Consider the following 26,981-nt stretch of genomic DNA (forward strand, 5'->3'; position numbering starts at 1 on the left):
GTGAACAAATGCGTAAACCAAGTCTATTTTTAGTATTAGTTCTCATTGTTGATCTTTTTTCTTCCTGTGGGGGAGTTCTTTATCCCTCGCATAGCAGGGCATCTGCGGCTGCATCAAATCTTATGCTTAACGGAAGCTTTGAGAATACAACGACAGCCCTTGACTCAACCTGGACAGGGGTTACAGACGCTGCTCCGGTGGGCTGGAGCTTATGGGTCCCTACAGGTAGCGGGAAAGGCACGAATAAAACAGCGAATATCAAGATAGACGCTGGCACTGCGCATGAAGGAACCCGGTCCATGCTGTTCGATGCCTTTGCCACAAGCAGGATTTCCATCAATCAGGGGGTAACTTCGGTTATCCCCGGTAAATCCTACAGACTTAAAGTCTGGCTAAAGACGGACAACGTCACTGGACAGGGAGCCTACTTTAGAACACAGTATTACAATACTGCCAAAGTGGGAGATGGACCTTCCTCTCCCAAAATAACAGGCACACAGGACTGGAGTATGCAGCAAGTACTTCTAACTATGCCGGCTAACGCGACGAAGCTAGTCATCGAGCCTTTTTTGGAGACTGGAAAAGGAAAGCTATGGATAGATGATATCGCATTGGAGGAATATGCGGGTCTTACAGGAATTGAGCTAGACCGTACGGCCTTTTCTATGGTCAAAGGGGACACGGTTGCACTTCTGCCGACTTTATCCCCTATAACGGCGGTGGATAAAACGGTAGTGTGGACTTCGAGCAATCCAGAAGCTGCGACTGTGGACGCACTTGGTAATGTAATGGGTACGGGGATCGGTTCTTCGACCATCAAGATCGCCACACCGGATGGTAGCCTTGCAGCTGAATGTCTGGTTACTGTCGAAGCTCCCGACACGATACAGGCCTACAATAAACTGAGGCTGAAATGGTACGACCGATTAAGTGGTGGTCAATACGATGGGAGTGATCCTGATATAGCTGCTAGTATTAGCGCTCAGGCTGCATCGGCTGCTGCACTTTGGGAGAGTATGGATAAATCCTCCGGCCGCACCTCCTTGTGGAGTGATACCGCGAGCACTACAGATTCGCAGTTTATTACAAGCGCTTACAATCGCTTGAAGACTATGGCATTGGCCTATTCTGTGGAGGGATCGGAGCTTTACGGCAACAGCGTTTTGGCGAATGATATTGTAAGCGCAATCAATTGGATGTATACAAACCGCTATAATCCGAGCAAAAGCGCTTATGGGAACTGGTGGGACTGGGAGATTGGCACGCCGCAGATTGTGAATGATCTTATGGTGCTCATGTATGACCATCTAACACCGCAGCAAATCAATCAGTATCTTGCGGCTATTGATGCCTTCTGTCCAGACCCCAAAGTAGGGTCGGTGCTTGGCGTTAAGGGTACGAAGATGACGGGAGCAAATCTACTAGATAAAGCGCTTGTGGTCACGGTAAGAGGTGTGATTGGCAACAACAGTGCAAAGATCATTCAGGGCCGTGATTCCATTGGCTCCGAGTATGTGTACACGACCCATGGTGACGGTGTGTATAAGGATGGTTCCCTCGTTCAGCATAATAATATTGCCTATACGGGAGGATATGGTTCGGTCTGGCTCAAAGGGACGGCGGATATGTCTTATCTGCTGACCGATTCTCCATGGCCAATAACGGACCCGAATGTTCTGAACATTTACGAATGGGTGGCTCAGACTTACGAGCCGGTGATCTACAACGGTCAATTTATGGATTCGGTAAATGGCAGAGGTATATCTAGAAAAGGAAGCGGCAGCGCAAGAGGGTTGATTGTCACCTTGCTGCGGATGGCTGAAACTGCTCCGGAGAATATTGCAGTATCCATAAAGCAAGCGGCGAAAGAATGGATCTCAGCGAATATGACATCCGGCAATTATTATGAAGGGTTGTCGCTTGCCGATATAACGATTGTGAAAAAGCTGATGAATGACGGAAAGATCAATCCAAGAGGAGCTCTCATTAAGAATCAGGTATTCGCCGGCATGGACCGGGTGGTTCATCTACGCGAAGGTTACGGCTTCGGCTTGAGTCTGTTCTCGAATCGCATCTCGGCGTTTGAGAAAGGGAACAACGAGAACCTGAAAGGATGGTATACGGGGATTGGGATGACCTATTTATACAATCAGGATCTGACCCAATACCGGAATGACTTCTGGCCTACCGTCAATTCCTACCGCTTGTCTGGCACGACAACGGATGGATCGGGGCAGGGGATGGTGCCTGTGGAATGGAAAAGTTACATGAATCCGAAAACCTGGGTGGGTGGATCGTCGCTGGAAGGCCTATACGGTGCAGCAGGTATGGATTTCTCACTCTCCCAAGTGACCGGTAGCGATTTGCAAGGCAAGAAATCCTGGTTTATGTTCGATGATGAGATTGTGGCGCTTGGTTCGGGAATTTCTAAATCAACTGCCGGCCCGCAGTCTGTTGAGACGATTATCGATAACCGGATGCTTAACGAAGTGGGAAACAACAAACTTCTAATCAACGGAGCTGTAGAACCGTCACAGTCCGGATGGTCAGCGACGTTAAAGAACGTTCAATGGGCCCATCTGGAGGGTAATGTGCCAGGTGCCGACGTGGGCTACTATTTCCCTGAAGCTCCAAGTATACTGGCACAACGTGAAGCCAGAACCGGCAGTTGGAAAGAGATTAATGCCACTCAATCCGATGTTCCCATTACACGCAACTATTTAAGCCTGGCAGTTGAGCATGGAGATACGCCTACGAATGGCTCATACTCCTATGTTCTGTTGCCTAATCGTGACATTTCAGGTACTGAGGATTACAGTGGCAACCCGGATATCGAAGTGCTGCGCAATACAGAGGATGTGCATGCGGTCAGAGAGAAGAAGCTGGGCATAACCGCCGCTAATTTCTGGAATCCAGGAACAGTAGATTCCATCAAGGCACTCAATCCAGCTTCCGTGATGATTCGGCAGATCGATCAGGAGCTTGTCGTTTCGGTGTCTGATCCTACTCAGTCGCAAAACCTATTGTCCCTGGAACTGGATATACCGGGGTTGACACTGCTCAGCAAAGATAGCAAGACGGATGTACTGCAAGCTTCGGGAAATACAGTTATAACGGTGGATGTGAAGAATTCTATAGGGGCAACGCATGTATTGAAATTTAATATTACTGAAGGAGAGACTCCAAAAGACGAATATGACGAGCTTCGTGGAAGATGGGTGGAGTATTTGACCGGAGGGCAATCCTTCGACCCGAATAACCCGGACATTGCCAAGTCTATAAAGACTTTATCCGATAAGATCAGTAATCAGGAGCGAACTGGATTCTGGGATACGATGAACAAGCAAATGAACCGTACTTATTTATGGAGCGATAAGCCGGGCAGCACAGCGGATGCTTTTGATACGGCAGCCTCTTATAACCGGTTGAAGGATATGGCTATTGGCTTTTCGACATCCGGCTCACCATTGTACGAGAATATGCAGTTGAAATCAGATATTCTGGACGGTTTAGATTTCCTATACGCGAATTGGTATAACGAAACCAAACTGGAGAAAGGCAATTGGTTCGAATGGGAGATCGGCATTCCGCTTGCATTGGGAGATACGATGGCCTTAATGTTCGAGTATTTGTCAGCCGATCAGATTACCAAATATACCAAAGCCATTGATAAATTCTGCCCGGACCCAACCAAACGGACCAATCAACCCTCGTTGATGGAAACCGGCGCGAATCGGCTGGATAAAGCACTGGCAGTGGTCTTGAGGGGCATTCATAATCGTGACAGTGCGAAGACCAAACAAGGGCGGGATGCGGTTAGCCAAGTATTACCCTATGTGACCCGCGGAGACGGATTTTATGAGGACGGCTCCTTTATCCAGCATAATAATATTGCTTATACCGGCAGTTATGGGGCTGTATTGCTTGGCGATATGATGAAAATGATGACTTTGCTGACAGGGTCCTCTTGGCCGCTGACTGATACCAATATGAAGAATGTATACAACTGGGTAACGGATTCTTATGAACCTCTCGTCTACAGAAAATTAATGATGGATATGGTGTTCGGTAGATCGATAGCCCGGGGAAACCGGCAGCTCGTGCCTTGGTCGCATATTTTGCGGCTGGCTTCTTCCGCGCCACCGGAGCAAGCGGCCCGATTTAAATCGATGGTGAAGTATTGGTTCGAAGCCGATACGGTAGTAGAAAGTTATTACGACGGTCTAAGAGTAGCCGATATTGTTCTGCTCCAGACGCTTATGGACGATCCAGAGGTGCAGCCATCAGGAGACCTTACTGTGCATAAGCAGTTTTCGGCTATGGACCGGATTGTCCACCATCGGCCTGGATATGCCTTTGGGATCAGCATGTCTTCGGCCCGAATTGCCAACTATGAAGCGGGCACAGAGAATCTGAAGGGCTGGTATACAGGCGAAGGCATGACCTATCTGTATAATCAGGATCTGGATCAATATGCAGATGCATTCTGGCCGACCGTGAACGCTTATCGTCTGCCTGGGGTTACATCGGATGGGGCAAGTCGCGGTGCAGCCAAGACTACATCTAAAACATGGGTGGGAGGATCATCCATAGACGGGCTTTATGGAGCGGCCGGCATGGATCTGGATCCGGATAACAGCACATTGTCCGGTAAAAAGTCCTGGTTCATGTTCGATGATGAAATCGTAGCACTTGGGGCAGGCATTACAAGCACGGATAACCGCAAGGTGGAGACCATCGTAGATAACCGTAAGCTCAAGGCGAGCGGAGACAATGTACTTACGGTCAACGGAGAGGCCAAGCCATCCGCGCTGGGTTGGTCTGAGTCAATGAATCAGGTGCATTGGGCACATCTGGAAGGCAATGTTCCCGGCTCGGGAATCGGTTATTATTTCCCTGATGCCCCAACGATAGACGGTCTGCGTGAGTCTCGGACTGGCGCATGGAAGGATATTAATCAAGGGGGATCAACGGAGCCGATTACGAGAAATTATGCCAGCCTGTCGATTGCTCAGGGAACGAATCCGGTGAATCAATCGTATTCGTATGTGCTTCTACCGAATCAGGATGAAACGGCGACAGCGCGCTACAGCAGTAGTCCTGACATCGAAATTATAGCCAACACGGATAGTGTGCAAGCCGTCAAGGAACAGAAGCTGGGACTTACGGCTATGAACTTCTGGGTACCGGGAATGATCGAATCCGTGCGCGCCAATCATCCAGCCTCCATTATTATCAAGGAGTCTGGAGATGAACTGACGATAGCCATTTCGGATCCGACACAGTCTCAATCTGTGGTGAATGTGGATGTCGGCAGAACCGCGCTGGAAGAGCTGATGAAAGATCCAACCGTAACGGTACTGCAGACCTCGCCGAGGATTGAACTCGCAATTCATACCAGCGGGTCCAAAGGAAAAAGCCATGTTGTCAAGTTCAGAATTGATCCGAATGCCGAGCCTTCTGAGCCTTCCGATTCGGAACCAGACGAAGCGGCAATAACGAAGCTGTATGTTTCTGAAGATGCGTATGTCAATGGAGGATCGAAAGCTGCAGTCAATTATAGTTCGGTCAATTACTTGCAAATCAGAAATGGCAGCGGGGACACAGACAGAAGGGTTTATCTAAAATTCGATCTGAGTCCATTTCTCGATGAAGTCGGTTCTGTGAAGCTGAATGTGTTCGGAAAGACAAATGACGGGGCAGGCACTTTGTCCGATATCGGTGTATTTGGAGTCCAAGATGATGATTGGACGGAGGCTACGCTAAACTACAATAATGCTCCAAAAATCGGTACTCAAGCTGCGCTGCAGACTTTTTCCGGACCGGAGCAATGGCGGCAGTTCGATATTACCTCATGGGTTGGCACGGAGTTCCCTTCCGATCCGGTGATAAGTCTGGCTCTTAGGCAGGTAGGCTATAATCTCGCCACAGACATAAGAAGCCGTAAGAATGAGAATGGCAAATATGCCGCGTATCTGGAAATTTTGCCGAAAGATACAACACCTCCAGTCACGAAGGCTACCATACTTGGAGAAACAGGAGAAGGGGGCGCATATAAGGGCAAAGTCAATATCACTTTTGATGTCACCGACCAATCCAATGGGGGAGCTGTCGGCTGGGGAGTCAAGCGGACAGAATACCGGCTCAATGGTGGTTCATGGAGTACGGTTACTCAGAGCGTATATATCGAGAACCCCGGAACCTTCGGGATCGATTATCGTTCGGTGGATAAGGCTGGAAATGTAGAGCCTTTCCGACAGCTTCAGGTGACAGTCATGGAGCCTACAGAAAGAGTCTCAACGGCAATTAGCGGCCCGGAAAGCCTGGGTGTCGGGGAGACCGGAACGGCGGTTACTTCGGTAGTGTACAGCGATGGCAGCCGTTATATAGTAACCGAAGGTATAGTCTATGAGAGCAGCGATCCTAACGTGACAAGTATAGGCAAAGATGGCCATATTGAAGCTAAAGGACCGGGCGTTTCGGTTATTTCATCCGTATATGACAACATGACCGCTTCCTATTTATTAAAGGTGTATGGACAACTGCCGGAGCTCGTCTCTATTTCGTTAAGCGGTCCGACATCCTTGGAAATAGGGCAGAGCGGTAAGGTGGTCACAACGGCGGTATATAGTGATGATAGCCACCTTACGGTAACCGAGGGTGTGATCTACGAGAGCAGTAACAGGAAGGTAGCCACAGTAACGGCAACGGGGCAGCTGCAAGCACTTGATCCGGGCATGACTGTGATTACTGCAAGTTACGGAGGACGGCAGAGCAGTCTGAGGCTTCAGATTCTACAAGCGGAAGAGACTACTTCAACTGTTCCGAGTCCGCAACCACAAGTGCCTTCCGTACCGGAGGTAACGGCGGGGCGGCTGCAACTAAACGCAGCTTCGTTGAACGATCTTTCGGAAGCCATTGTCTACGAGGGTAAATTGAGAATGCTAGTATTGCCGGGGATGGCAGCAGACATGCTCAAACAGAAGCCGCTTCGGGTAGAGGCTTCTAACTTTAATGTGACCCTTCCGGCAGCGGTGCTTCAACAATTGCGGGGTTTGATTCCTGCGGAGCAATTGGCCGGCAGCCAGATCTTTCTGGAGGCTTCTGAGGTGAATGGGGAAGCGGCGCAGAGAATACTAGCTAGCGCAGAGAAGAAATCTGGTGCAGTGCTAAACCAGGCAGGAGAGTTCCTTCTCTTTAACCTGTATATTGTTGCTGGTGACGGTACAAGAAGCATACTTTCCAAATTTGTTGAGCCCGTTACATTAGAGCTTAACGCCTACCCTGAGGCCAAAAGGAATTTGCTCGGCGGCTATTATTTTCCGGATTCCGGAAATATAGAGTATGCGGGCGGTTCCTGGCTGAAGGGCAAGGTGGCTCTGCGCACCGAACACTTAGGCACATATGCCGTGCTGGAATACAACAAATCGTATGACGATGTTCCTTCTGGACATTGGGCGGCGGCGGTTGTACAAGAGCTAACGGCCAAACATCTGATTCAAGGAGTCGGACTTCGGAATTTCGAGCCGAACCGCTCTGTGACCCGTGCAGAATTTACAGCTATGCTGATCCGCTTGCTAGGACTTGAAGGGAAATCATCTACAGCATTTGCGGATGTATCTGCGGATGAGTGGTATGCGGAGGAAGTGGCGCAGGCAGTAGAGGCGGGGATAGTCCATGGGGTGAGTGAGACTCGCTTCGCTCCAGAAGCCCCTATTTCCCGCCAAGAGATGGCGGTCATGGTGATGCGAGCCTACGAATATGTCAGCGGGAAAAAGGTGGAACCGAAGCCTGTAATCCAATTCGGTGACTTGCGTGCGGCTGCCTCATGGGCCCGTGAATCGATCATTGCTGCCCAAGCCCTTGGACTTATCCAGGGTCGAAGTGACCAGCAATTCGCTCCGGGAGGCTCAGCAACTCGAGCTGAGAGCGCAATGGTTCTATACAATCTTTTAGCAATTAAGACTGAAAAGTAAGAATTTGAAGCCAGGGCTTTGGGTAGGTTCAGTAGAACCATTCCAGAGCCCTTTTGGCGTTTAGAGAAATTGGCAGATTTGGATGGGCAGAGCTTTCGTTGAGGTTTCATTTCTACTCGGTTTGTGAATAATGGAGGATTGAATAGGAAGGGAGCATTAGAGATGCAGGTATATATGGACATTGTGCTTAGGGCCTTTGTTGCTATGATCATGCTTTTGCTGATCGCCAAAATATTGGGAAAACAAACGTTATCTAACTTGACCTTCCACGATTTCGTGACGGGTATTATATTGGGCTCAATAGCCGCGAACTTGGCGTTTAATAAACAGCTGCATTCTTCCTACATGATCCTGGCGCTTATAGTCGTAACCGTTACATCTTTTTTACTATCTATCATCGCTTTAAAAAGTCGTAAAATGAGAAGCTGGATTTCAGGTTCACCCACTGTACTTATTGAGGATGGGAAAATTCTTGAGCAAAATATGAAAAAGGTAAGATATTCGTTGGATTCTTTGGATCAGGCCTTGAGAGAAAAGGAAATTTTTAATCTAGAGGTAGTAGAATACGCTGTGCTGGAAGATAACGGAATGGTGTCTGTATTAAAGAAACAAGAGTACCAATATGTTACCCGAAAAGATCTAAAGCTGTTGTCCGTTCCTCAGAGCTTTCCCGTTGAATTGATTATGGATGGAATAATGCTCGCAGATAATCTTAAGGATAATGGCCTGACCCAAGAGTGGCTGGAGAACGAGTTAAGACGTAAGGGGAAACAAATTTCTGATGTGTTTTACGGGGTAAGAGGAACGCAGCAGCAGCTGATTTTTGACTATTATGAAGACGGGATAAAGAAACCTATTGATAAAGAATAGCTTTTGTTCATATTGGAGATTGACGGATACCTAAGCAGCGTCTTATAATGTTTATATAATTATTAATTAGTTAATAAAAATATAAACGTTGAGAGGCGGTATTTAACCATGGCAGAACGTGCGATCCTTAATACTGACATTCGCAAAGGGACGATTAACAGAAATATTTACGGACATTTTTCTGAGCATCTTGGCCGTTGCATTTATGAAGGGATTTGGGTTGGAGAAGATTCAACTATTCCTAACACCAACGGTATTCGTAATGATGTCGTGAAAGCGCTTAAGGAAATTAAAATTCCTGTACTACGCTGGCCAGGTGGCTGTTTCGCGGATGAATATCACTGGAAAGATGGTATCGGAGCCCGTGAAGGTCGTAAACGTATGATTAACACTCACTGGGGCGGAACGGTTGAGAACAACCATTTTGGTACGCATGAATTCATGGAATTATGTGAGATGCTGGAATGTGAGCCTTACATTAACGGTAATGTGGGCAGTGGTACCGTTCAAGAGATGTCCGAATGGGTGGAGTATTTAACCTTTGGAGGCGTATCTCCAATGTCCGAGCTTCGCCAGCAGAATGGTCATCAAGAGCCTTGGGCTGTGACTTATTTTGGCGTGGGGAATGAGAACTGGGGCTGCGGCGGGAATATGCGTCCAGAATATTATGCAGATCTTTATCGCCAATATCAGACGTATGTACGAAATTACGGGGACAATCGTATTCACCGGATTGCTTGTGGTCCTAACGTGGATGATTATCACTGGATGGAAGTTCTGATGCGTGAGGCAACACGCTTTATGGACTCGATTACCCTGCATTATTATACAATTCCTGGTCCAGCATGGGAGAATAAAGGTGCAGCTACAGGCTTTGAAACGAGTGAATGGTTTAGTACATTAGAGAAAGCCCTTCGCATGGATGAGCTGATCACCAGACATGGCGTTATTATGGATAAATATGATCCGGATAAAAGAGTAGGTCTTATCGTAGATGAGTGGGGAACTTGGTATGATGTAGAGCCGGGGACGAATCCAGGATTCCTGTATCAACAAAATTCAATTCGGGATGCTCTTGTAGCAGGCGTGACCTTGAATATTTTCCATAAACATAGTGACCGGGTACGGATGGCAAATATTGCGCAGACGATTAACGTACTTCAGGCAGTTATATTGACCGAAGGGGAAAAGATGGTGCTGACCCCAACGTATCATGTATTTAATATGTTTAAAGTCCATCAGGATGCGGAGTTGCTGGATTTAGCACTGGAAAGTGGCACTTACAGCTTTGAAGGCCGTGAGATTCCTGAAGTATCTGCTTCGGCTTCCGTAACTGCTTCTGGAATCATCCATGTCAGTCTTTGCAACTTGAACCATGCTGCTTCTGCTGCTGTTCCACTTGAGCTTCGTGGTCTTTCCGGGAAGAAGGTTGAAGTGACAGGCACAACACTTGCCGGTGATAAAATTGATGCTCACAATACCTTCAGCCAACCGGAGGCGGTAGTGCCGCAAGCCTTCACTGCCTTCACTCTGGAGGGCGATCTTCTTAATGTTGAACTGCCTCCAATGTCAGTAACTGTGCTGGAGATTACGCCGAAGGCTTAAGGTGGTGTTACCATGTCAACAACATCAACATGCAAGGGATGCAGAGAGGATTATAAAGTTACGCCAACGCAGATTAATCGTATCTTGTCTTCTTCCATGTTTAAGCCAGAGTTTTGTGTTCCAGATGAAGTTTACGCTGAACGGGTTGCCCTTTGTGGGACTTGCCCTAAGCTGCACGAAGGGGTAACTTGCGTCGCTTGCGGCTGCATCATCCCCGTAGTAGCCAAGCTTAAGGAACGTAGTTGTCCATTGCCGGGGGGTGGCTTGTGGGGTCCCTTTATCGAAAAGAATTAAGCTAAAATAAGAGCCGCATTCGACTCTCCAATGGGAGGTGAATGCGGCTTTATTCTTGGTTATCCGTATAGAACAACTCAACGATTAGATCTTCATTATAATTTCCAAAACCTTTGCCAAAAAGAGTAATCCCGCCAATATGCTCGGCATCTTCATCTACGGAAAGCTTGAAAGACCACTGTTTGTCACGGATATTCACTTGATCAAGGGTAACTTCTGAGAGCTTCAAACCATCCATAAATGTACCTTTTGCTGTAATGCGCAGCTGCTTGAGCAAGCCGTATTGGTTCGTGAGTGCTGGCCACCAGGCCGGTGTATATTTACCACGGCTATCCCCGTAGTCACCGGGACTTGTCCAGAATCCAAGCTTCACTCCGTTCAGAGTGAATGTGATATCCGAAGGCCAATTATTATTAATGGAAGGTGCTTCGGAAGCAATTTCCATGGTTATAATCAGTTCCTCAGGATGCTGGCTGGAGAGGAGGAAATTAGGGATTTTATATTCGATAAATCCTTTGCCGAACCAAAGAATCCCCGCATTCATACGCTCAAGATCCCAGAAATAGCGGGGATCATCAAAACTGCCGATCACTTTCTCAGTAGTTGCAAGACCACAGGTTGGCTCGATCAGGAAGTCGGAGTAATGTCCAACCGGAATTTCCTTGCGATAACTTTTGCGCTCATTGATCTGTCTGCCTGGGAAGGTGATTTCTGCTCCTTCAGCAGCTAGAGTACAGATCTTTTGCAGACCACTTCGACCAGGTGCCATATGCGTCTGGATCAGTCCGGCAGCTTCCAGCTTACGCACATGCATAGTCATAATGGCGCTGCTCAAATTTACTGCTGCGGCCAATTCCTTAACATTCATAGGATTTTCGGCAAGCAAACGCAACATGTGCAGGCGTACTGAGCTGGCTAAAGCTTCATAGACGGGAAGGGATTCTTCCGACAGGTCAAGTTTCATAAATGGCCTCCAATTAAAATTTATGGGCTAATCGCCGATGATTAAGAAATTTATTAATAACAATATAAAAATCGACGTTTATTTCGGATGTATAGTTAATGATTATATTAGTTAAATACTTTTTTTACAATATGGGACTTTAAAAAAAGAACGGAGCCTGTGGCTCCGCTCTCTTTTCAAATCAAATCTTGCTTAATCTACGTTCGAGCTATACTCTGCCTGTACTTCATCTGACTTGAGCGCTCTGCTGTAAATCTTCAGTTCATCAATCATACCCTTAAATGGTGCATCCCAATAGTTGACGCCTAGAGCGAAAACGCCGTTCTTGTTCTTAAAGACATTCGGGAAGCCCTCACCAGAGAACTGCTCTACTCCGTTGAGGTAAACTTTTACGGTACCATTGCTGACCGTAAACGCAACATGTGTCCATGTATTTACTGGAATCTTCATGGCAGAAATAGCATCATACCAAGCTTCTCCGGACCATAACAACGTTTTACCGCCACCGTTCTGAGGAACGAAGCTAATCCAGCTATTTTTAGTGGCAGCGCCGAAGAAAGTAGTTGTTGCATCTGTAAGTTGTTCAGGATTTAGCCACATAGATACGGTGTAGGTATTGCTGTCAATTAATCCATCAGGCAAACGGATACCGGAGGTACCGTTGAATATTGCAGCTTGACCGAGGACACCGTTACCGTATGTGATATTGCCTACTGTTGGGCTATCTACTTTTGCTCCTGTAACTTCGCCTTTTCCGTTCAATTGGAAGGAGTCATCCAGGTCGCCATCAAAAGCATAATGAGCTACTTTTCCATCAGTTACATTTACTGTGTAGCTGGCTGAAACTTCGCTTCCATCAGTCGCTGTTGCAGTAATTACAGCTTGGCCACCGACAGTTAGTGCTGTTACTATTCCGCTCGCTGCGTCAACAGCCACTACGCTGGAATCGCTAGAGCTCCAAGTTAGCGCCTTGTTTCCGGCATTGGTTGGAAGCACACTTACTTGAGGGGTGAAAGTATTTCCTACAGCTACTGATTTAACAGCTTCACTGAATGAAATATTACTTACTTTAATGTTCGTATCAGGCTCACCGTTTACAAGCCAGCCAACAGCTTCCGCAGACAATGCTCTATCATACACGCGGAACTTATCAACCAAACCTTTGTATGGTGCATCCCAGTAGTTCACACCAAGAGCAAATACACCGTTTTCTGTATCGAAAATATCTGTGAATCCTTTTCCGGAGGATTTCAATATACCATTTACGTACATATTGACTGTTCCAGCATTGTAAGTGAAGGCAATATGCGTCCACTGGTTAACTGGAATTTGTAAGCCTGTATCAGCATCTAGCCAAGTATCGCTACCGAACCAGAGTCTGGTGGTTGCTCCACCGTTTCCATATGGCAGGAGACTGAACCAGTTCGTTTCGGTTTTAGCACCGAAGAATACAGGAGTAAAAGCTTTTAATTCGGATGGGTTCAGCCACATCCCTACCGAATATGCGCTACTTTGAATTAATCCGTCAGGTAGACGAACACCGGATTTACCATCAAACTTGGCTGCCTGACCGTCTTTACCAGCCTCAAAAGTGATGTCTCCATCCTCAGTGTTGTTGATCAGATTTCCGGTGACTATGCCGTCAGCTGTGCGATCCCCATTTTCTGCAAGGTCGCCATCAAAGTCAAAGGCAGCTACTAAGCCGTCTTCCAGTTGCGTGCTCTTTTTTTCCATAACAACGGCGGTGAAGGTCTTAGTTACTGCGACTTCACCTAGCTTAATTGTAGCAGTCAGTTCAACTGTAGCGTTTCCAAGTCCAAGTTCAGGACGAGTAACCTTACCATTGTTAGCAATTACAGCCTCATTGGAAGAGGACCATGAAATTTCTGCTCCGCGCAAGCCTTCCGTAGGAAGGGTGATGTCATCGTATATTTTTCTTGTGTCACCAATACTCAAGCCTGCAGCAATATTGTTCAAAATCTGCTCAACGCTCATCGATTCCATCTGGCTGCCCCAGATAGTGATCCCTTGATCTGACATTGCGGTGAACGTCATAACATGCTGTTGGCGTGAGGAATCCCATTGCTTCACAAATACACCTTTGTAGAGATGTTGTACGGTGCTTCCATTTTCCGTTTCGTTAATGAGCAAATGAGCGAAGTACTCATCCTTCAATTCCCAAGTTCCGGTTAACGTTCCAACGATCGTTCCGTCACTTTTTAGCTCGATATCTACTGTAGGTTTGATAATGCCTGAAACATCCTTGCCGTGGTTAACGAACTGATAAGAGCCGACAACATTATCCCGTGCTACAGCCCCAATAGTTTCACCCGTGTAACGATGTACGGCAGTTACTGGCCAGCCATCTTCGTTAGTGAACATTTGATGCACACGAAGTTCATGGGTTTCACCACGGAGTGGGAAACGAGTGTGGAAGAAGTTAAATATTTTACCCGTTTCATCATCATATTGTACCGAGTTATGTCCTGAGGACACATAACCATACGTTTGGAAATTCGGGTCTGCATTTTGATTTGTAAACATGAAGTTTCCTAATAGCTTATTACCATATGGTGTGTTGTCACCATCGGTAGTTAGAACAGCATTCTGTCCTGCTGCATCCGTATAAGGGCCGTCCGGATTTGTTGAACGGAACTGCCGCATGCTGTAACCGCCTTTGGAGTCAAGTCCACCGTAAGTTACATACAAGAAGTAGTAACCAGTCTCCTTGTCGTAAACGATATACGGACCTTCACCCGATTTGGTCATTCCGCCAGAAATATGGGTTCCGAAATAGCGGTCGATAATACGTCCATCAGCGGTCTTTCCATCTTTGCCTGGATATTTAGGTTCTCCGGTAGCTGGATCAATCTCCAGAATGAATATACCACCTGACCATGAACCATAAGTCATCCAAAGCTTGTTGTCTTTGTCGTAGAAAATAGTTGGGTCAATTGCATTTGTATAGGTTTTGTTTTGATACAAACCACCTGCATTAAACCAATCTGGATTGACACCTTCCAGCGTTCCATTGTCGATAAGGTCCTTGATATTTGTATTGTCCCATTTCTTATTTACTTTACTGTCACTGTCATAAGCCTCTTCCTTGGTGAAACCGGAATAAATTACGGTATTTCCATAAGTATAAGGCCCTTCGATATTTTGCGAAGTGGCGTAGCCAATCGCCGAACGGATATAAGTAGAAGAAGCGCTGTAATACATCATATAAGCGCCAGTTGTTCCATCAGCGTTCTTATAATCGTTATTCCAGAATACGTCCGGTGCCCAGATGGAGAATCCGCCTTTACTGTCCGAATCGTTCTCGCCAGCCCATTTAAAGGATTCTGCCAGATTCTTGGACAGATCACCAAAAATCACGTTGCCCGGTGTTTTATAACCATTAGTGAACTGTGTCCAGTTCATCAGATCATCTGATTTGGCCGCATCGATATGGGAGCCAAATACATAATAAGTTCCATTATCCACTACCACCGATGGATCATGTACCGAGACATTGGTGAGTGCTGGTGCAGTTGCTCCCGGACTAGGTGTAGCCGTCGGACTAGGTGTAGCCGTCGGACTAGGTGTAGCCGTCGGATTTGGTGTAGCCGTCGGATTTGGTGTAGCCGTTGGGGCCGGAGTAGCTGTAACTTCCGGAGCCGAAGTAGCAACAGAACCGCCGTTAGATCCACCGGTACCAGTGGTTGCCGTAGCCGTTGGAGTTGGTGTTTCAAAATGGATTAACTGACTGTACTTGCTATCAAAGATAACCTTACCCGTGCCTTGGATGGTTAGGATATCGTTGAAACCAAGGATTAGATTCTTGATTTCTGTACCTGCCTCTACACGCAGCTTGGCTTTTTGCTTCAGTGTAACTTCAGCAATACTGCCTGCTGTCAGATGGAGTGTAGGCTCTCCCAACGCTTGAAGCTCAACGGAATCAAAGCTTCCTTTCAGCTTGAGGATGGAATCCTTAGGCAGCGTATTCTCAACAATAACCCGGCTGAAACCTGCCCCCGTTAATGCATCTTCCTCTAGTATTGCACTGGAATGTACGCGTACGTTTGGTACGGCACTTGTGCCTCTAGTAACGACTCGCAGCTTGCCGTTATGCTTATCTACTACCATTTCAGCAGCATTGGAGTCGCTTAGTACGACACTGTTCTCACCGCCACCAGAAACGAATACTTTTCCCTTAACAGTGACATTATTCAGTGTGACATCGCCCTCAGCAATACCTTCGGTAAGGTAGAGATTCCCTGAGATTGTGGAGTTTTTCAACTCTACGCCTGGGCTGCTGATAACCATATTCCGAGTGTTAATCCCCGAATAGCTTCCGCTCTTAGGCGTGATTTCTCCGCTAAGCTTCTCAATCATGCGCAGTGCTTCCGCTCTTGTTACAGCCTGAGTTCCTTTAAAGCTGCCGTCAGTGTAGCCTTGCAGATAACCTTCACCAAGTAAAGACAATACTGCTTCTTGGCTCCATTCTGGCAAATCAGCAGCATCCTTTGGTGCAGAAGTGCCAACAGATGAGTTGAGTTGGAACAGTCTAAATAACATTACTGCAGCTTCTTGCCGACTTACTTGCTGTGCGGGTCGGAAGGTGCCATCGCTGTATCCTGTTACATATCCTGCAGCGGTTGCTTTTTGGATATCTCCGTAATAAGCACCTGTCGTGGAAACATCCGTGAAGCCTATATCGGCTTTTTCCTGCAAATTAAAGACCCGATTAACCAGAGTAACCCACTCTGCACGGTTGATTTCTTGATTTGGCTTATATATTCCGTTTCCGTAACCCAGAATCAAGCCCTTATCTACCCAGGTTTGAAAATCTTTTTGTGCCCAGTGGCCGGAATAATCGGCAGTTTGTTGCTGAGTGGATAATGCGACTGCTTTGGAATCGCTTGCAGAAGCAGCAGAAATTAATGGAGCAGGCACTAATAGAGTGAGGGCAAGCAGGGAAGCGGTTAGTTTACCAGTAGTTTTTCTCAAATGTATGATCCTCCGATTCTAGTGATGTAGAGCTTGTACACGCGTATTTTTCCAATTCCTCCCTTCTTTACTGAAAAAAATGTAAAACGCTTACATAATTAGCTACTAAAAAAACGCTTTCGAATATGAAAATGGTTTTAATTTATGTATTACTAAACCATAATACGGAAAACGTTTTATAATGCTCTCATTTTAAGCATGATATCAGCAAATAGTCAAACAGAAATTTAATGATTTATGAATCTTTTTATATTTTTATAAATTATAAATTCAAAATAGAGGCAAATGATTTAACTACTGGTGATTACTGCTGAAGTGGATAAGAGTGAAATACAGTGAATGGATGACTAGGCGGGATATATCAGCAAGATAAAGAGAGGGGATAGGGCATAACAGGTGGGGGGGAGCTAAAGAAGAATAGCTAATTAGTTGTTCACCCCCGCAAAAAAACCAGTTTTGCTTAGATCATAAATGAAAAATTTACAGATAGTACAACTTGAAAATGATATCTTGATCATGGTTTCCGAATTTTTTTCCGAAAATCGTTGCTCCTCCTACGTGTTTTGCATCTTCCTTCACTTCGATCCGAAAGGTCCAACGATCACAATTCGTATCTAAATCCTCAATCGAAACCTGAGACAGCGGGTCACCGTCAATATAAGTTCCATTGTGGTTTGTAATTCTAATCGTTTTTAGCAATCCGTATTGATTGATATTGTGTGGCCACCATTCCGGTGTGAATTTACCTCTAGCATCAGCGAAGTCTCCGGGGCTCGTCCAAGTCCCTAATTCCAAGCCATTCAAAGAAAAGGTGATGTCTGAAGGCCATACGTCATTAGCAAAGGGGAATTCGGAAGAAAGCTCTAAGCTAATTTCAAATTGCTGTAAGGTTTCCTCTTTTTTTAGGAAATTAGCGATATTATATTGCACATAACCTTGCGTGAACCAGAGTATCTCTGCGTCCACTCTTTTAGAATCCATGAAATATTTAGGTTCGTCTACTCTGCCGATAAACTCCTTATCCGTAGCAAGTCCGCAAGTAGGTTTCAGATCATAATCGGTATAATGACCAATCGGCACTGATGTCTCGTAGGAGGCAAAGGAGTGAAAGATTTTTTTCGGGAAGTTAATCTCAATATGATCCACCCTAAGGATTGAGATTTTTTGCATTCCTGATTTACCAGGCACCTTTTCAGTTTTTATGAGCCCTGCATCTTCTAGTTTTTTAATGTGTTTGGTAACGATAGGACTGCTTATTTTAAGTTCTTCTGCCAAATCTTTGATGTTCATCTTATTTTTGGAGAGCAACTGAATAATTTTGATGCGTACTTCACTCGCTAAAGCTTCGTAAACAACAAGAGAGGATTTGTCGATTTCCAACTGCATTTTACCCACTTCTTTCAAAGTTATTTCATATACTGTAAAGTTTATTAATCTATATATAAAGTAACATGAAAGGTAACCGAAGTAAATATAATATCGCTTTCATCTCCGAGAGATGAATCAAAAGGTTAATTAAACGAAAAAAAATTCTGTTAAGTTTATTTAAATGTTATTGACTACGCTTTCACAATGAATGTATACTAATCTCAAGTTAATCGTTTTCAAAGAAAGTGAACATGAATGGTTATCTTAACATTACAGCTGCAGGGGGAGAGAGTAATGAAAAAGAAATTTGGAGTTTTATTAGCAACGGTTCTAACATTATCGACAGTTTTGGCAGGATGCGGTGGTAAAGATGATAGTAAGACGATTACGTTCTGGACACCGCTGACCGGTGATGACGGTGCTTATATGGATCAAATTGTTAAAAACTACAATGCAACGAATCCCGAAATTAAAGTAAAACATGTTATTACGGCTGATATGTACACAAAAATTTCTACAGTTTTGGCATCTAGCAAAGGTGTTCCTGATTTAGCAATTATCCACGCTGACCGTGTTCCTGGGTTTGTTAAACAAGGTGTACTGGAATCCATGCAAGATACCGTATTGCCAGCACAACCTGAACTGAAAGCTGAAAACTACTTACCACAAGCTTGGAACACTGGTAATATCGATGGAACTCAATACACAGTTCCTCTTGATATTCATAGTAACGTAATGTATTACAATAAAGATTTGCTGAAAAAATATAACGCTGAATCCTTCTTGGATGATAACGTTGTTACTATTGATGAAATGCTTTCCTTACAAGGTAAATTGGATGAAGGCGATTACGTAGTTAATGATGCCTTGCTGGGCTGGGTTATCTTGGCTCAAATTCAAGATTTGGGCGGGGATATCCAAGTCGATGGAAAACCGGCTGTTAATACCCCTGTATTTAAACAAGCGTTTGAAAATGTTAAGAAAATCGCCGATGCTGGCCTGATGACTCCATTTGGTGAAGACGGTTACTTGATGTTCCAATCTCAAAATGTACTTTTCTCGACAGACGGAACTTGGAGTTCTACAGCACATGCTGGGGTTGAAGGCTTGAACTTTGGCGTGACCAATGTTTATTCTCCTACTCCTGATAAATTCACCAACAGATCTTCTTCTCACTTGTTCGCTATGTTGAAGAATGATAAGAGAACAGACGAAAAAGAAGTGGGTATTGCTAACTTCTTGGAATATGTTCGTACGAATTCGATGGAATGGGCAAAAGCTGGACAAAACGTAGCAAGTAACGTAGTTAACCAAAGCCCTGAGTACAAAGACTATATGCAATCCTTCTTTACATCTGATGAAAAAGAAATCGAATCCCTATACATTTACACCTATGAATACTACCCATACATTGCGGAAGCTGTAGATACTTACTGTGCGGATATCGTGCGTGGCAACGTTGATATTGATGAGACTTTGGCAACGATGCAAAAATTTGTTGAAGATAAAATTGCGGAAAGCAGCAGTGCAGCAAAATAAAGCAAAATAGAATAGATTGTACGAAGTAATGTGCCATGTTATGGTGCATTACTTTGTGCAAAAGGAGAAATGAATTCCTATGAAAAAGAAAATCAATTGGGCACCTGCTTTCTTTGTAGGTCCGCATGTCATTTTGTTTGCTGTCTTCATTTTATTGCCAACGATTTATGGGATTTATGCTTCATTTACAAAATGGAATTTAATGAGTGATCCGGTATGGGTAGGCTTTGATAACTATAAGGCTATTCTTTTTGACAACAGTTCAACCTTTCATACTCAATTTTTCAGAGGTCTAAAAAATACATTGATTTTCGTTGCTATGTCTGTTCCGTTGCTGATTATTATTCCATTAATGGTCGCGGTGGCGTTGGAACATAAAAAAGTTAAAATGAAGAGCTTAATTCAATCTATTCTTTATATTCCTGGCTTGATTTCAATTTCTGCGGCAGCACTGATTTGGCTGTTGATCTTTAATAAGCAACTTGGGATCACTGGTAATCTATTTGGATCACAAATTGCTTGGCCTGCAAATCAACCCTATGCGTGGATTATTATCATTGTAATTACTTTATGGGGTGGTATTGGGGGCAACATGATTATCTATCGTGCTTCCTTAAGTGGCGTTTCTCAAGAGTTATATGAATCGGCTGAGCTCGATGGTGCGGGTTCTATTAAAAAATTCACTAGTATTACCTTGCCATCTATTCGTTTTCCATTAATTTATACCTTTGTTATGACAACTGCGGGTGCCTTTAATGTATTCGGCCAACCGTTAATGATGACCGATGGCGGACCTCGACAAAGTACACACGTTCTAATGATGTATATTCGTCAATTAGCTTTCGGTAACGGTGAGTCCATCGCCGGGATGGCATCAGCTATGGCAGTTTTACTGGGATTAGTTATTTTGGTGATCTCAGCGCTGCAATATTTTGTAATGAACCGAAATGCTTCATAGGTTCGCAGAAACTAATTGACTAACAAGGAAATGGAAAAGGTAGGTGTACTAAAATGTCAAACCAGGCAGTAAATCCAGTTGTAAATACAACAGGCAAAATAAAAGGCTCCTCCAGTGTAAGTATTTCAAAATATATTTCCTATATATTTCTAGGTATCCTATGTGTGATTTGGATCATTCCTGTTATATTCGGGATTTCCACCTCATTTAGATCACAAACGGAAGTAGTATCCTCGGGCTTTAGACTATTTCCTAAAGAGTGGGTCTTTGAGAACTACGTTACAATCTTAAACAATACCTCTACAGCTCCAATTCTACGTTGGTTAGGTAACTCATTGTTTATTGCTACATCTCACACCATTCTGGTTGTTATTGTTATTTCGATTACAGGTTTTGGATACACCCGTATTAAGTTTAAAGGAAGAGACACATTGTTCTTTACTTTGCTGGGAATCTCCTTCTTCCCGGGTGTTGTTAACTTGATTCCTTCTTATAAAATCATTGACTCCTTTGGTTGGGTGAATACTTCCTGGGCTATGATTATCCCTGGTCTTGCGGGTATGGGTAATATCTTCTTGGTCAGACAGTTTATGAACGGTATCCCAAAAGAATTAGATGAATCGGCTAAAGTTGATGGTGCTAGTGACTTTAGAATTTTCGCGCAAATTATATTGCCGTTAGTTAAACCAATATTGATTGTTTGCGGATTGTTCTCCTTTACTGGATCTTGGAATGACTTCCTCTGGCCGGTTATTGTGTACACAGATGTAGACAAAATGCCAATTACCGCTGGTTTGCTCTTATTGCAAGACATCTACGGAAACTATCGTATGATCGGACAATTAATGGGCTCGGCAATCATGGCGATTATTCCAACATTGCTGCTATTCGTTTTTGCACAAAAATACTTCGTTCAATCCATCAACCTGAATTCGGGTATCAAAGGTTAGATCGAATGAACTTAAACTTAAATACACCTTGACTTCTTATAAGGAAGGGTGTGTTTTGGTGACCTGCAAATATAAAAAAAGAGATAAATATAGGAGTTGTCATTGTGAGAGAATTTAATGTGAAAAATCCACTAGTTGAGCAACGAGCAGATCCTTGGATCTATAAACATACTGACGGGTACTACTATTTCATAGCTTCAGTTCCGGAGTTCGATAGAATTGAGCTTCGCCGTTCTGAATCTATTCAAGGATTGGCTGAGGCTGATGGAAAGACCATTTGGGTTAAGCATGAAACGGGTTTGATGAGTGCTAATATTTGGGCGCCAGAGATTCATTATATTGATGGAAAATGGTACGTGTATTATGCAGCTGCACATACCTCTGATACGAAAGATGGTTTATTTGATCATCGCATGTTTGCACTAGAAAACTCATCCGCAAATCCTTTAGAGGGTGAATGGGTGGAAAAGGGTCAAATAAAAACAAAATGGGAATCTTTTGCCTTGGATGCAACAACTTTTGAGCATAAAGGAGTTAGATATTACGTTTGGGCACAAAAAGATCCTGCTATCCCTGGCAATTCAAATATTTATATTTCCGAAATGGAGAATCCTTGGACACTAAAAGGCGAGCAGGTGTGCATCACCACTCCTGAATACGATTGGGAAAAAATCGGATTTTTGGTGAATGAAGGCGCGGCAATCCTTAAGCGTAATGGACGCATTTTCATGACTTTCTCAGCTAGTGCAACAGATCACAACTATTGTATGGGATTGTTGACTGCTGATGAGAATAGTGATTTGATGGATCCAAAATCATGGGTCAAGACACCTGAACCTGTGTTTACGACTTCTGAGGAAAACGGCCAATATGGTCCGGGACATAATAGCTTCACTGTCTCTGAGGATGGCACACAGGATATCCTTGTTTTCCATGCTAGAAGCTATAAGGAAATTGTCGGTGATCCGCTTTACGATCCGAATCGTCACGCACGTGTGCAAGTAATCCAGTGGAATGAAGACGGAACGCCAAACTTTGGTGTACCTAGACCGGATACGAAATAAAAAGGGATTTGTCGCATAAAACAACAGAGCAATGATTCTCCCAGAGGTGGAGAAACACTGCTCTGTTGTTTTTTATAAGAGTCATAGTTATAACCCTCCTGAGGCTTAAGGACTCAGCTGACGCTATTTGCAAATTTTTGGACATTTGAGCAAGGTTGCGGACCCCAGTGCAGCTATTCCTTTAGAAAAGGTTCATTTTTGCTGTTCTTCAAGCCAATAACGACTTTAGGGTCCGTTAGGTACACAAATTTGTGATAAAGTTGCATTTAAGGTCAACGGTGTCCGATAGTTGCTTCGGGAACGCGTAAAAGCAAGATGATCAAATGAGGTACTCTTATAATGGAAGATCCCGTCTTCTGAACAGCTCTACTCCCAAGGAAAAGGTGAACACTCCGATCAACAGCAGCCAACTGGAGACCTGAATAATCTCCACGTTGCCCTGAACGATTTCCCCGGGTTGATAGAAGGAGAATAAGGTTAGGAAACGCAGTCCTTCCAGTTTGTCGCTTATTTTACCGAGTAGATCCAGAGTGAAAAATCCGAAGGCGATGGCGCCGGAAATTCCGAGCGCTTTTTTCTCGTCATTACATACAGAGGACACGAGAAAGGTAAGGCCGCCTACCGCAAAAAATAATAAAAACGCCACGGTATTCAGCTGAGCGAAGCGACCACTGTTAAAGTCATATTCACTGCCAAGGAACCATGCTTTACCTAATAATCCGGCGAGGGTGGTTACACCCATAATTAAGAGTAATGCTGTAGTGAGAACAAGTGCCTGCGTGGTAGCGACTTTTCTCCGTGTAGTTGGGGCTATGAGCAGATAAGCCATGGCGCCGCGATCCACGAGTCGAGCCATAAGCTGCGTTGACATTTGCACACAAACTATGGAAAGAATCAGAACTAGTATAAGTCCATAATATTCTCCGGAGATAAAAGCTTCAGCACTGGTAAATCCGCTATTTAATCCAAAGGCTTTACCCACACCCTCTGGCATCGCCTTAATAAGGTCATCAATTGCTTGTGTGCTCCCCGCAATCCCAGGATAAAGCCAGATCATAAACAGAATATAGAAGGCAGAACCAAAGGCGTAATTCAATATTCCTTTCAGGTTCACTCGCATCATTTCCTTATAGAGCGGAAGATTCATTACACTACCCCCTCGCGGTCATAATAGTCCATGAAGATGTCCTCCAGATTCTGCGTGAATACGTCGATGCTGCGGACATTGTATTTTCCAGTTTCCCGGATGAATCGGTCATAATTGCCCTGCACAGCTATGCGGACCCTATTTCCCTCGTGAGCTTCCACTTGTAGGCCGGAGGCGGCAAAATTCACTGCATCTTCACTATTCGCAAAAATGACCTCAAACAGCTTCCGTTGCATCGATTGCAGTTCATGAATATTTTTCACGGTGATAATCCGTCCGTCTTTGATAATTGCGGCGCGGTCACAGGTGCGTTCAATTTCTTGAAAGCTGTGTGAGGACATGAGAAAGGTGGTTCCGGCTGATTTTTCCTCCAGTACCAGATCAATAAATACCTTTTGCATGAGCGGGTCGAGACCCGAGGTAGGTTCATCCAGAATAATAACGTCAGGACTGTGCATAAAAGCAGCGACGATTCCGACCTTTTGCTTCATTCCCTTTGACATTTTTCGGATCGGAGTGGTGGCATCAAATTGCAAACGTTCAATCAGCTGCTCGCGTTTGGTAGTATTTTTGATTCCCTGCATGGCTGAGATAAATTTAAGGAAAGAAAGACCCGTCATCCCATCAAAAAAGTTGATTTCACCGGGTAAGTAGCCAATATGCTTCTGGACTGTCCCTTGTGCCTTCCATACATCAAGCCCATGGATACTCGCATGCCCTTGATCTGGTTTCATAAAACCCATGATATGCCGTATGGTCGTCGATTTACCCGCACCGTTAGGACCCAGAAATCCAAAAAACTCGCCTTTATTTACGGTAAATGTTACATCTTCGATTCCTTTGCCATTCGAAAATCGTTTAGTTAAGCCTTCTACTACCAGCATGCTGCCACCCCCGCCGTAAAAATAATGAACTATTATGAATCAAATATTTCATATGTTATATTATTCCTAGTGGTTAATGAAGTCAATAAAATTATGAAATAATTAAAATGGAATATTTCATTAAATTTGAATATGCATACTTAATAACGAAGTTAGGGTGGAAGCTATGAATGGATTTGAGAAGAGAGCAGCACAGATTAAACTCAAAATTATGAAAACTACCATGGAGATGCTCAAGAACTGGGAACCGAAACGTCTACGGATCGCTGATATTGCGAAAGAAGCAGGGGTCTCTCAGGTGACGATTTATAATTATTTTGGCAGCAAGGAAGCGCTGCTTAGTGAGTCTTTTAAGGACTTTGTTCAGAAGGAAATTCAGGAATTTGAAGATTACATTTATCAAGAGCATTCTCTAAAGGAGATTATTGGTTACATTCTAACCATGGAGAGGGAAACTTACAGCGGTTTATCTCCCGCAACTGTGAAGGAGCTTATGGTTGAGGATCAAGAAATGTTCCATTATATTGAGGAACGATATGCGAATGACATTTTGCCGGTGCTGGTGAAGATGGTCGAGGATGGGAAAGCGCGGGGAGAAATCTCAAATAAAGTATCCACCAAAGGGATACTTTCACTAATGGGGATGTATATGCGTAATGCAGGTGAACTTCTAGACGAAGCTAGCAAACAGGAAGATATGGATGCCTTCATCGAGGAAGCCATCCATATTTTCTTCTATGGCATTTGCGGGAAAGAGTAAGGGGAGCTTGAGCTGCGAGAGCATCACCCTTAATTGATCAGGTGAACAGCGGATTTCCATTCATGCCGACCCAAAGAGCGGATTGTTCAAGCTGGGCAGCAAGCTGAAGCAACAAATCTTCACGGCCTTTGTTCGCCATGACTTGAACGCCTAGCGGCAGGCCATTTGCTGACTTATGGACGGGCACACTCATTGCAGGCTGGCCTGTCAGATTTGCGAGCTGGGTGAACGGTGTATAGGTTAGGCTTGGCTCAAACATCTCGTAAATTAAGCGGCTCTGTTCTTCTTTTGGCAATTCATTTACGTGCAGCAGCTTTGCTATCTCTGCAGGTTTATGCGTTAATTCACCAATTTTGGGAGCAGAGTTTGCATTCGTAGGTGTTATATATAAGTCGTAATGATTAAACAGTTCCGCCATTTGGGCGGCTGCAACGTCCCATTCATCCAGACTATGTACGAATTCGGCCGCTGAAACATTTTTTCCGGTCTCACCAAGGACCCACGTAATGATATCGACATCGTAAGCAGTTATGGAACGTCCCATATTTCTCTCCAGGGAGACGAACATCGCTGCTACCTCTCCGGCATTCATCGTATAGTAGTTCTCCATCAGTCTTGTGCCATTCACAGGACTTTCTATTTCTTCAACCGCATGTCCTTCAGCTTCGAGCCATTTCACGGTTTTGAGAACAGCATTTACGGCCTCTTCAGAGACAGGCGTACCTACTGGGGAAGCCGTCGTAAATCCAATTCGTAGTTTACGTTGCGTAGGCTTAAACAGGTCATCCAGATATACGCCCGGGTATAACGGGGTCTGGAAGGCGGCTTCTGGCTGCACAACCTGCAGCAGATCTAACATAGCAGCGCTATCGCGAACGGACCGGGTTAAGGCAAAATCAATAGAAGCCCCTTGCCATTGACGGCCGACTCCGGGTCCTACTGGTGTGCGCCCGCGCGTGGGTTTAAGTCCGAATAGGCCTGTGAATGAGGCGGGAATACGGATGGAGCCACCACCATCACTGGCTCCCGCTACTGGAACGATACCAGAAGCTACAGCCGCCGCGGCTCCGCCACTTGAACCTCCAGGAGAATATTCGAGATTCCAAGGATTACGAGCAGGGCCGTGGAGGACATTCTCTGTAATGTTTTTTAAGCCGAACTCGGGTGTATTCGTATGGCCAAGTGGAATAAAGCCGGCTTTCCTAATTCGTGCAACATAATTTGAATCCCACCGTGCGACATTGTTCTTCATCAGCATAGCCCCACAAGTGATGGGCTCGCCAGCGATAGATTGGGAAATATCTTTTAATAGAAACGGAACGCCAGCAAACGGCCGAGTGTTATCCTGAACAGGCATCTCGTCGGCTTCTCTAAGAGCAGCTTCACGACGGGTGCGCACCACCGCATTTATGACCGGATTGACCTCATCTAACCGAGCAAAGGCGGCTTCGACCAGCTCACCAGGTGAAATTTCACGTGCTTTGACAAGTGAAGCAAGTCCTAGAGCGTCATAGGTAGAGTAAGAAAAGGACAAATTAGATACCCACTTTCAATTTAGGATGATTATTATATTATACATCCCATTAGTTATTTTTTGAAAATGGGTAATC

Annotated in this window: 15 protein-coding genes; 9 read left to right on the plus strand and 6 right to left on the minus strand. The window is 44.8% G+C overall.

Annotated features, from left to right (window positions below; genetic code table 11):
* Window positions 1-8: 8 nt before the first annotated feature.
* The 4 genes from MHB37_RS07845 (at window position 9) to MHB37_RS07860 (ending at window position 10,745) form a co-directional block, all read left to right on the plus strand.
* Window positions 9-7,976 carry a polysaccharide lyase family 8 super-sandwich domain-containing protein gene (locus MHB37_RS07845; protein WP_405169125.1) on the plus strand — a complete coding sequence of 2,656 codons (7,968 nt, stop codon included), beginning with the start codon at window positions 9-11 and terminating at the stop codon, window positions 7,974-7,976.
* Window positions 7,977-8,138: 162 nt separating this feature from the next.
* Window positions 8,139-8,846, plus strand: coding sequence for a DUF421 domain-containing protein (locus tag MHB37_RS07850; protein WP_076126261.1), 708 nt, complete (start codon window positions 8,139-8,141; stop codon window positions 8,844-8,846).
* A 108-nt stretch (window positions 8,847-8,954) separates the two neighbouring features.
* Window positions 8,955-10,451, plus strand: a complete 1,497-nt coding sequence (locus MHB37_RS07855; protein ID WP_076104908.1) for an alpha-N-arabinofuranosidase — start codon at window positions 8,955-8,957, stop codon at window positions 10,449-10,451.
* Window positions 10,452-10,463: 12 nt separating this feature from the next.
* Window positions 10,464-10,745 carry a DUF6171 family protein gene (locus tag MHB37_RS07860; protein ID WP_076100542.1) on the plus strand — a complete coding sequence of 94 codons (282 nt, stop codon included), beginning with the start codon at window positions 10,464-10,466 and terminating at the stop codon, window positions 10,743-10,745.
* Window positions 10,746-10,794: 49 nt separating this feature from the next.
* On the opposite strand, the gene MHB37_RS07865 is transcribed toward MHB37_RS07860, so the two are convergent.
* From MHB37_RS07865 to MHB37_RS07875, 3 genes are all read right to left on the minus strand, one after another.
* Window positions 10,795-11,709: a transcriptional regulator gene (locus MHB37_RS07865; protein WP_076100540.1), complete on the minus strand. Its 915-nt coding sequence runs from the start codon at window positions 11,707-11,709 to the stop codon at window positions 10,795-10,797.
* A 192-nt stretch (window positions 11,710-11,901) separates the two neighbouring features.
* The gene (locus tag MHB37_RS07870) at window positions 11,902-16,701 is read right to left on the minus strand and encodes a LamG-like jellyroll fold domain-containing protein (RefSeq protein WP_405169126.1); all 4,800 of its coding nucleotides are present in this window, start codon (window positions 16,699-16,701) and stop codon (window positions 11,902-11,904) included.
* 480 nt (window positions 16,702-17,181) lie between these two features.
* Window positions 17,182-18,087 (minus strand): transcriptional regulator, encoded by a 906-nt coding sequence (locus tag MHB37_RS07875; RefSeq protein ID WP_076126270.1) that lies wholly within the window; start codon window positions 18,085-18,087, stop codon window positions 17,182-17,184.
* A gap of 276 nt (window positions 18,088-18,363) precedes the next feature.
* Here MHB37_RS07875 and MHB37_RS07880 point away from each other — a divergent pair, with 276 nt between their 5' ends.
* From MHB37_RS07880 to MHB37_RS07895, 4 genes are all read left to right on the plus strand, one after another.
* Complete coding sequence (locus MHB37_RS07880; RefSeq protein WP_036675642.1) at window positions 18,364-19,608, plus strand: extracellular solute-binding protein; 1,245 nt, start codon at window positions 18,364-18,366, stop codon at window positions 19,606-19,608.
* A gap of 79 nt (window positions 19,609-19,687) precedes the next feature.
* On the plus strand, window positions 19,688-20,566 hold the full coding sequence (locus MHB37_RS07885; RefSeq protein WP_076138280.1) for a carbohydrate ABC transporter permease: 879 nt from the start codon (window positions 19,688-19,690) through the stop codon (window positions 20,564-20,566).
* A gap of 53 nt (window positions 20,567-20,619) precedes the next feature.
* Complete coding sequence (locus tag MHB37_RS07890; protein ID WP_036675639.1) at window positions 20,620-21,516, plus strand: carbohydrate ABC transporter permease; 897 nt, start codon at window positions 20,620-20,622, stop codon at window positions 21,514-21,516.
* A gap of 104 nt (window positions 21,517-21,620) precedes the next feature.
* On the plus strand, window positions 21,621-22,580 hold the full coding sequence (locus tag MHB37_RS07895) for a family 43 glycosylhydrolase (RefSeq protein ID WP_076126274.1): 960 nt from the start codon (window positions 21,621-21,623) through the stop codon (window positions 22,578-22,580).
* Window positions 22,581-22,914: 334 nt separating this feature from the next.
* On the opposite strand, the gene MHB37_RS07900 is transcribed toward MHB37_RS07895, so the two are convergent.
* Window positions 22,915-23,727: an ABC transporter permease subunit gene (locus tag MHB37_RS07900; RefSeq protein ID WP_076126276.1), complete on the minus strand. Its 813-nt coding sequence runs from the start codon at window positions 23,725-23,727 to the stop codon at window positions 22,915-22,917.
* Entirely contained in the window at window positions 23,727-24,611 is an 885-nt protein-coding gene (locus MHB37_RS07905; protein ID WP_405169127.1) for an ABC transporter ATP-binding protein, read from the minus strand. Before MHB37_RS07905 ends, MHB37_RS07900 begins: the two co-directional genes overlap by 1 nt.
* Window positions 24,612-24,777: 166 nt before the next feature.
* On the opposite strand from MHB37_RS07905, the gene MHB37_RS07910 reads away from it, so the two are divergent.
* Window positions 24,778-25,371 carry a TetR/AcrR family transcriptional regulator gene (locus tag MHB37_RS07910; RefSeq protein WP_076126280.1) on the plus strand — a complete coding sequence of 198 codons (594 nt, stop codon included), beginning with the start codon at window positions 24,778-24,780 and terminating at the stop codon, window positions 25,369-25,371.
* 37 nt (window positions 25,372-25,408) lie between these two features.
* On the opposite strand, the gene MHB37_RS07915 is transcribed toward MHB37_RS07910, so the two are convergent.
* A complete protein-coding gene (locus MHB37_RS07915; RefSeq protein ID WP_405169128.1) occupies window positions 25,409-26,905 on the minus strand; it encodes an amidase in 1,497 nt (498 codons plus the stop codon).
* Between the last annotated feature and the right edge of the window lie 76 nt (window positions 26,906-26,981).

This window comes from Paenibacillus sp. FSL H3-0286 (assembly GCF_045040705.1).
Taxonomy (GTDB): Bacteria; Bacillota; Bacilli; order Paenibacillales; family Paenibacillaceae; genus Paenibacillus_AQ; species Paenibacillus_AQ odorifer.

What these genes read in the sequence shown, in the direction of transcription:
- MHB37_RS07910 (WP_076126280.1), top strand. Translation starts at nt 24,778, where the DNA reads ATGAATGGATTTGAGAAGAGAGCAGCACAGATTAAACTCAAAATTATG.
- MHB37_RS07880 (WP_036675642.1), top strand. Translation starts at nt 18,364, where the DNA reads ATGAAAAAGAAATTTGGAGTTTTATTAGCAACGGTTCTAACATTATCG.
- MHB37_RS07905 (WP_405169127.1), bottom strand. Translation starts at nt 24,611, where the DNA reads ATGCTGGTAGTAGAAGGCTTAACTAAACGATTTTCGAATGGCAAAGGA.
- MHB37_RS07845 (WP_405169125.1), top strand. Translation starts at nt 9, where the DNA reads ATGCGTAAACCAAGTCTATTTTTAGTATTAGTTCTCATTGTTGATCTT.
- MHB37_RS07885 (WP_076138280.1), top strand. Translation starts at nt 19,688, where the DNA reads ATGAAAAAGAAAATCAATTGGGCACCTGCTTTCTTTGTAGGTCCGCAT.
- MHB37_RS07850 (WP_076126261.1), top strand. Translation starts at nt 8,139, where the DNA reads ATGCAGGTATATATGGACATTGTGCTTAGGGCCTTTGTTGCTATGATC.
- MHB37_RS07875 (WP_076126270.1), bottom strand. Translation starts at nt 18,087, where the DNA reads ATGCAGTTGGAAATCGACAAATCCTCTCTTGTTGTTTACGAAGCTTTA.
- MHB37_RS07860 (WP_076100542.1), top strand. Translation starts at nt 10,464, where the DNA reads ATGTCAACAACATCAACATGCAAGGGATGCAGAGAGGATTATAAAGTT.
- MHB37_RS07900 (WP_076126276.1), bottom strand. Translation starts at nt 23,727, where the DNA reads ATGAATCTTCCGCTCTATAAGGAAATGATGCGAGTGAACCTGAAAGGA.
- MHB37_RS07855 (WP_076104908.1), top strand. Translation starts at nt 8,955, where the DNA reads ATGGCAGAACGTGCGATCCTTAATACTGACATTCGCAAAGGGACGATT.
- MHB37_RS07890 (WP_036675639.1), top strand. Translation starts at nt 20,620, where the DNA reads ATGTCAAACCAGGCAGTAAATCCAGTTGTAAATACAACAGGCAAAATA.
- MHB37_RS07865 (WP_076100540.1), bottom strand. Translation starts at nt 11,709, where the DNA reads ATGAAACTTGACCTGTCGGAAGAATCCCTTCCCGTCTATGAAGCTTTA.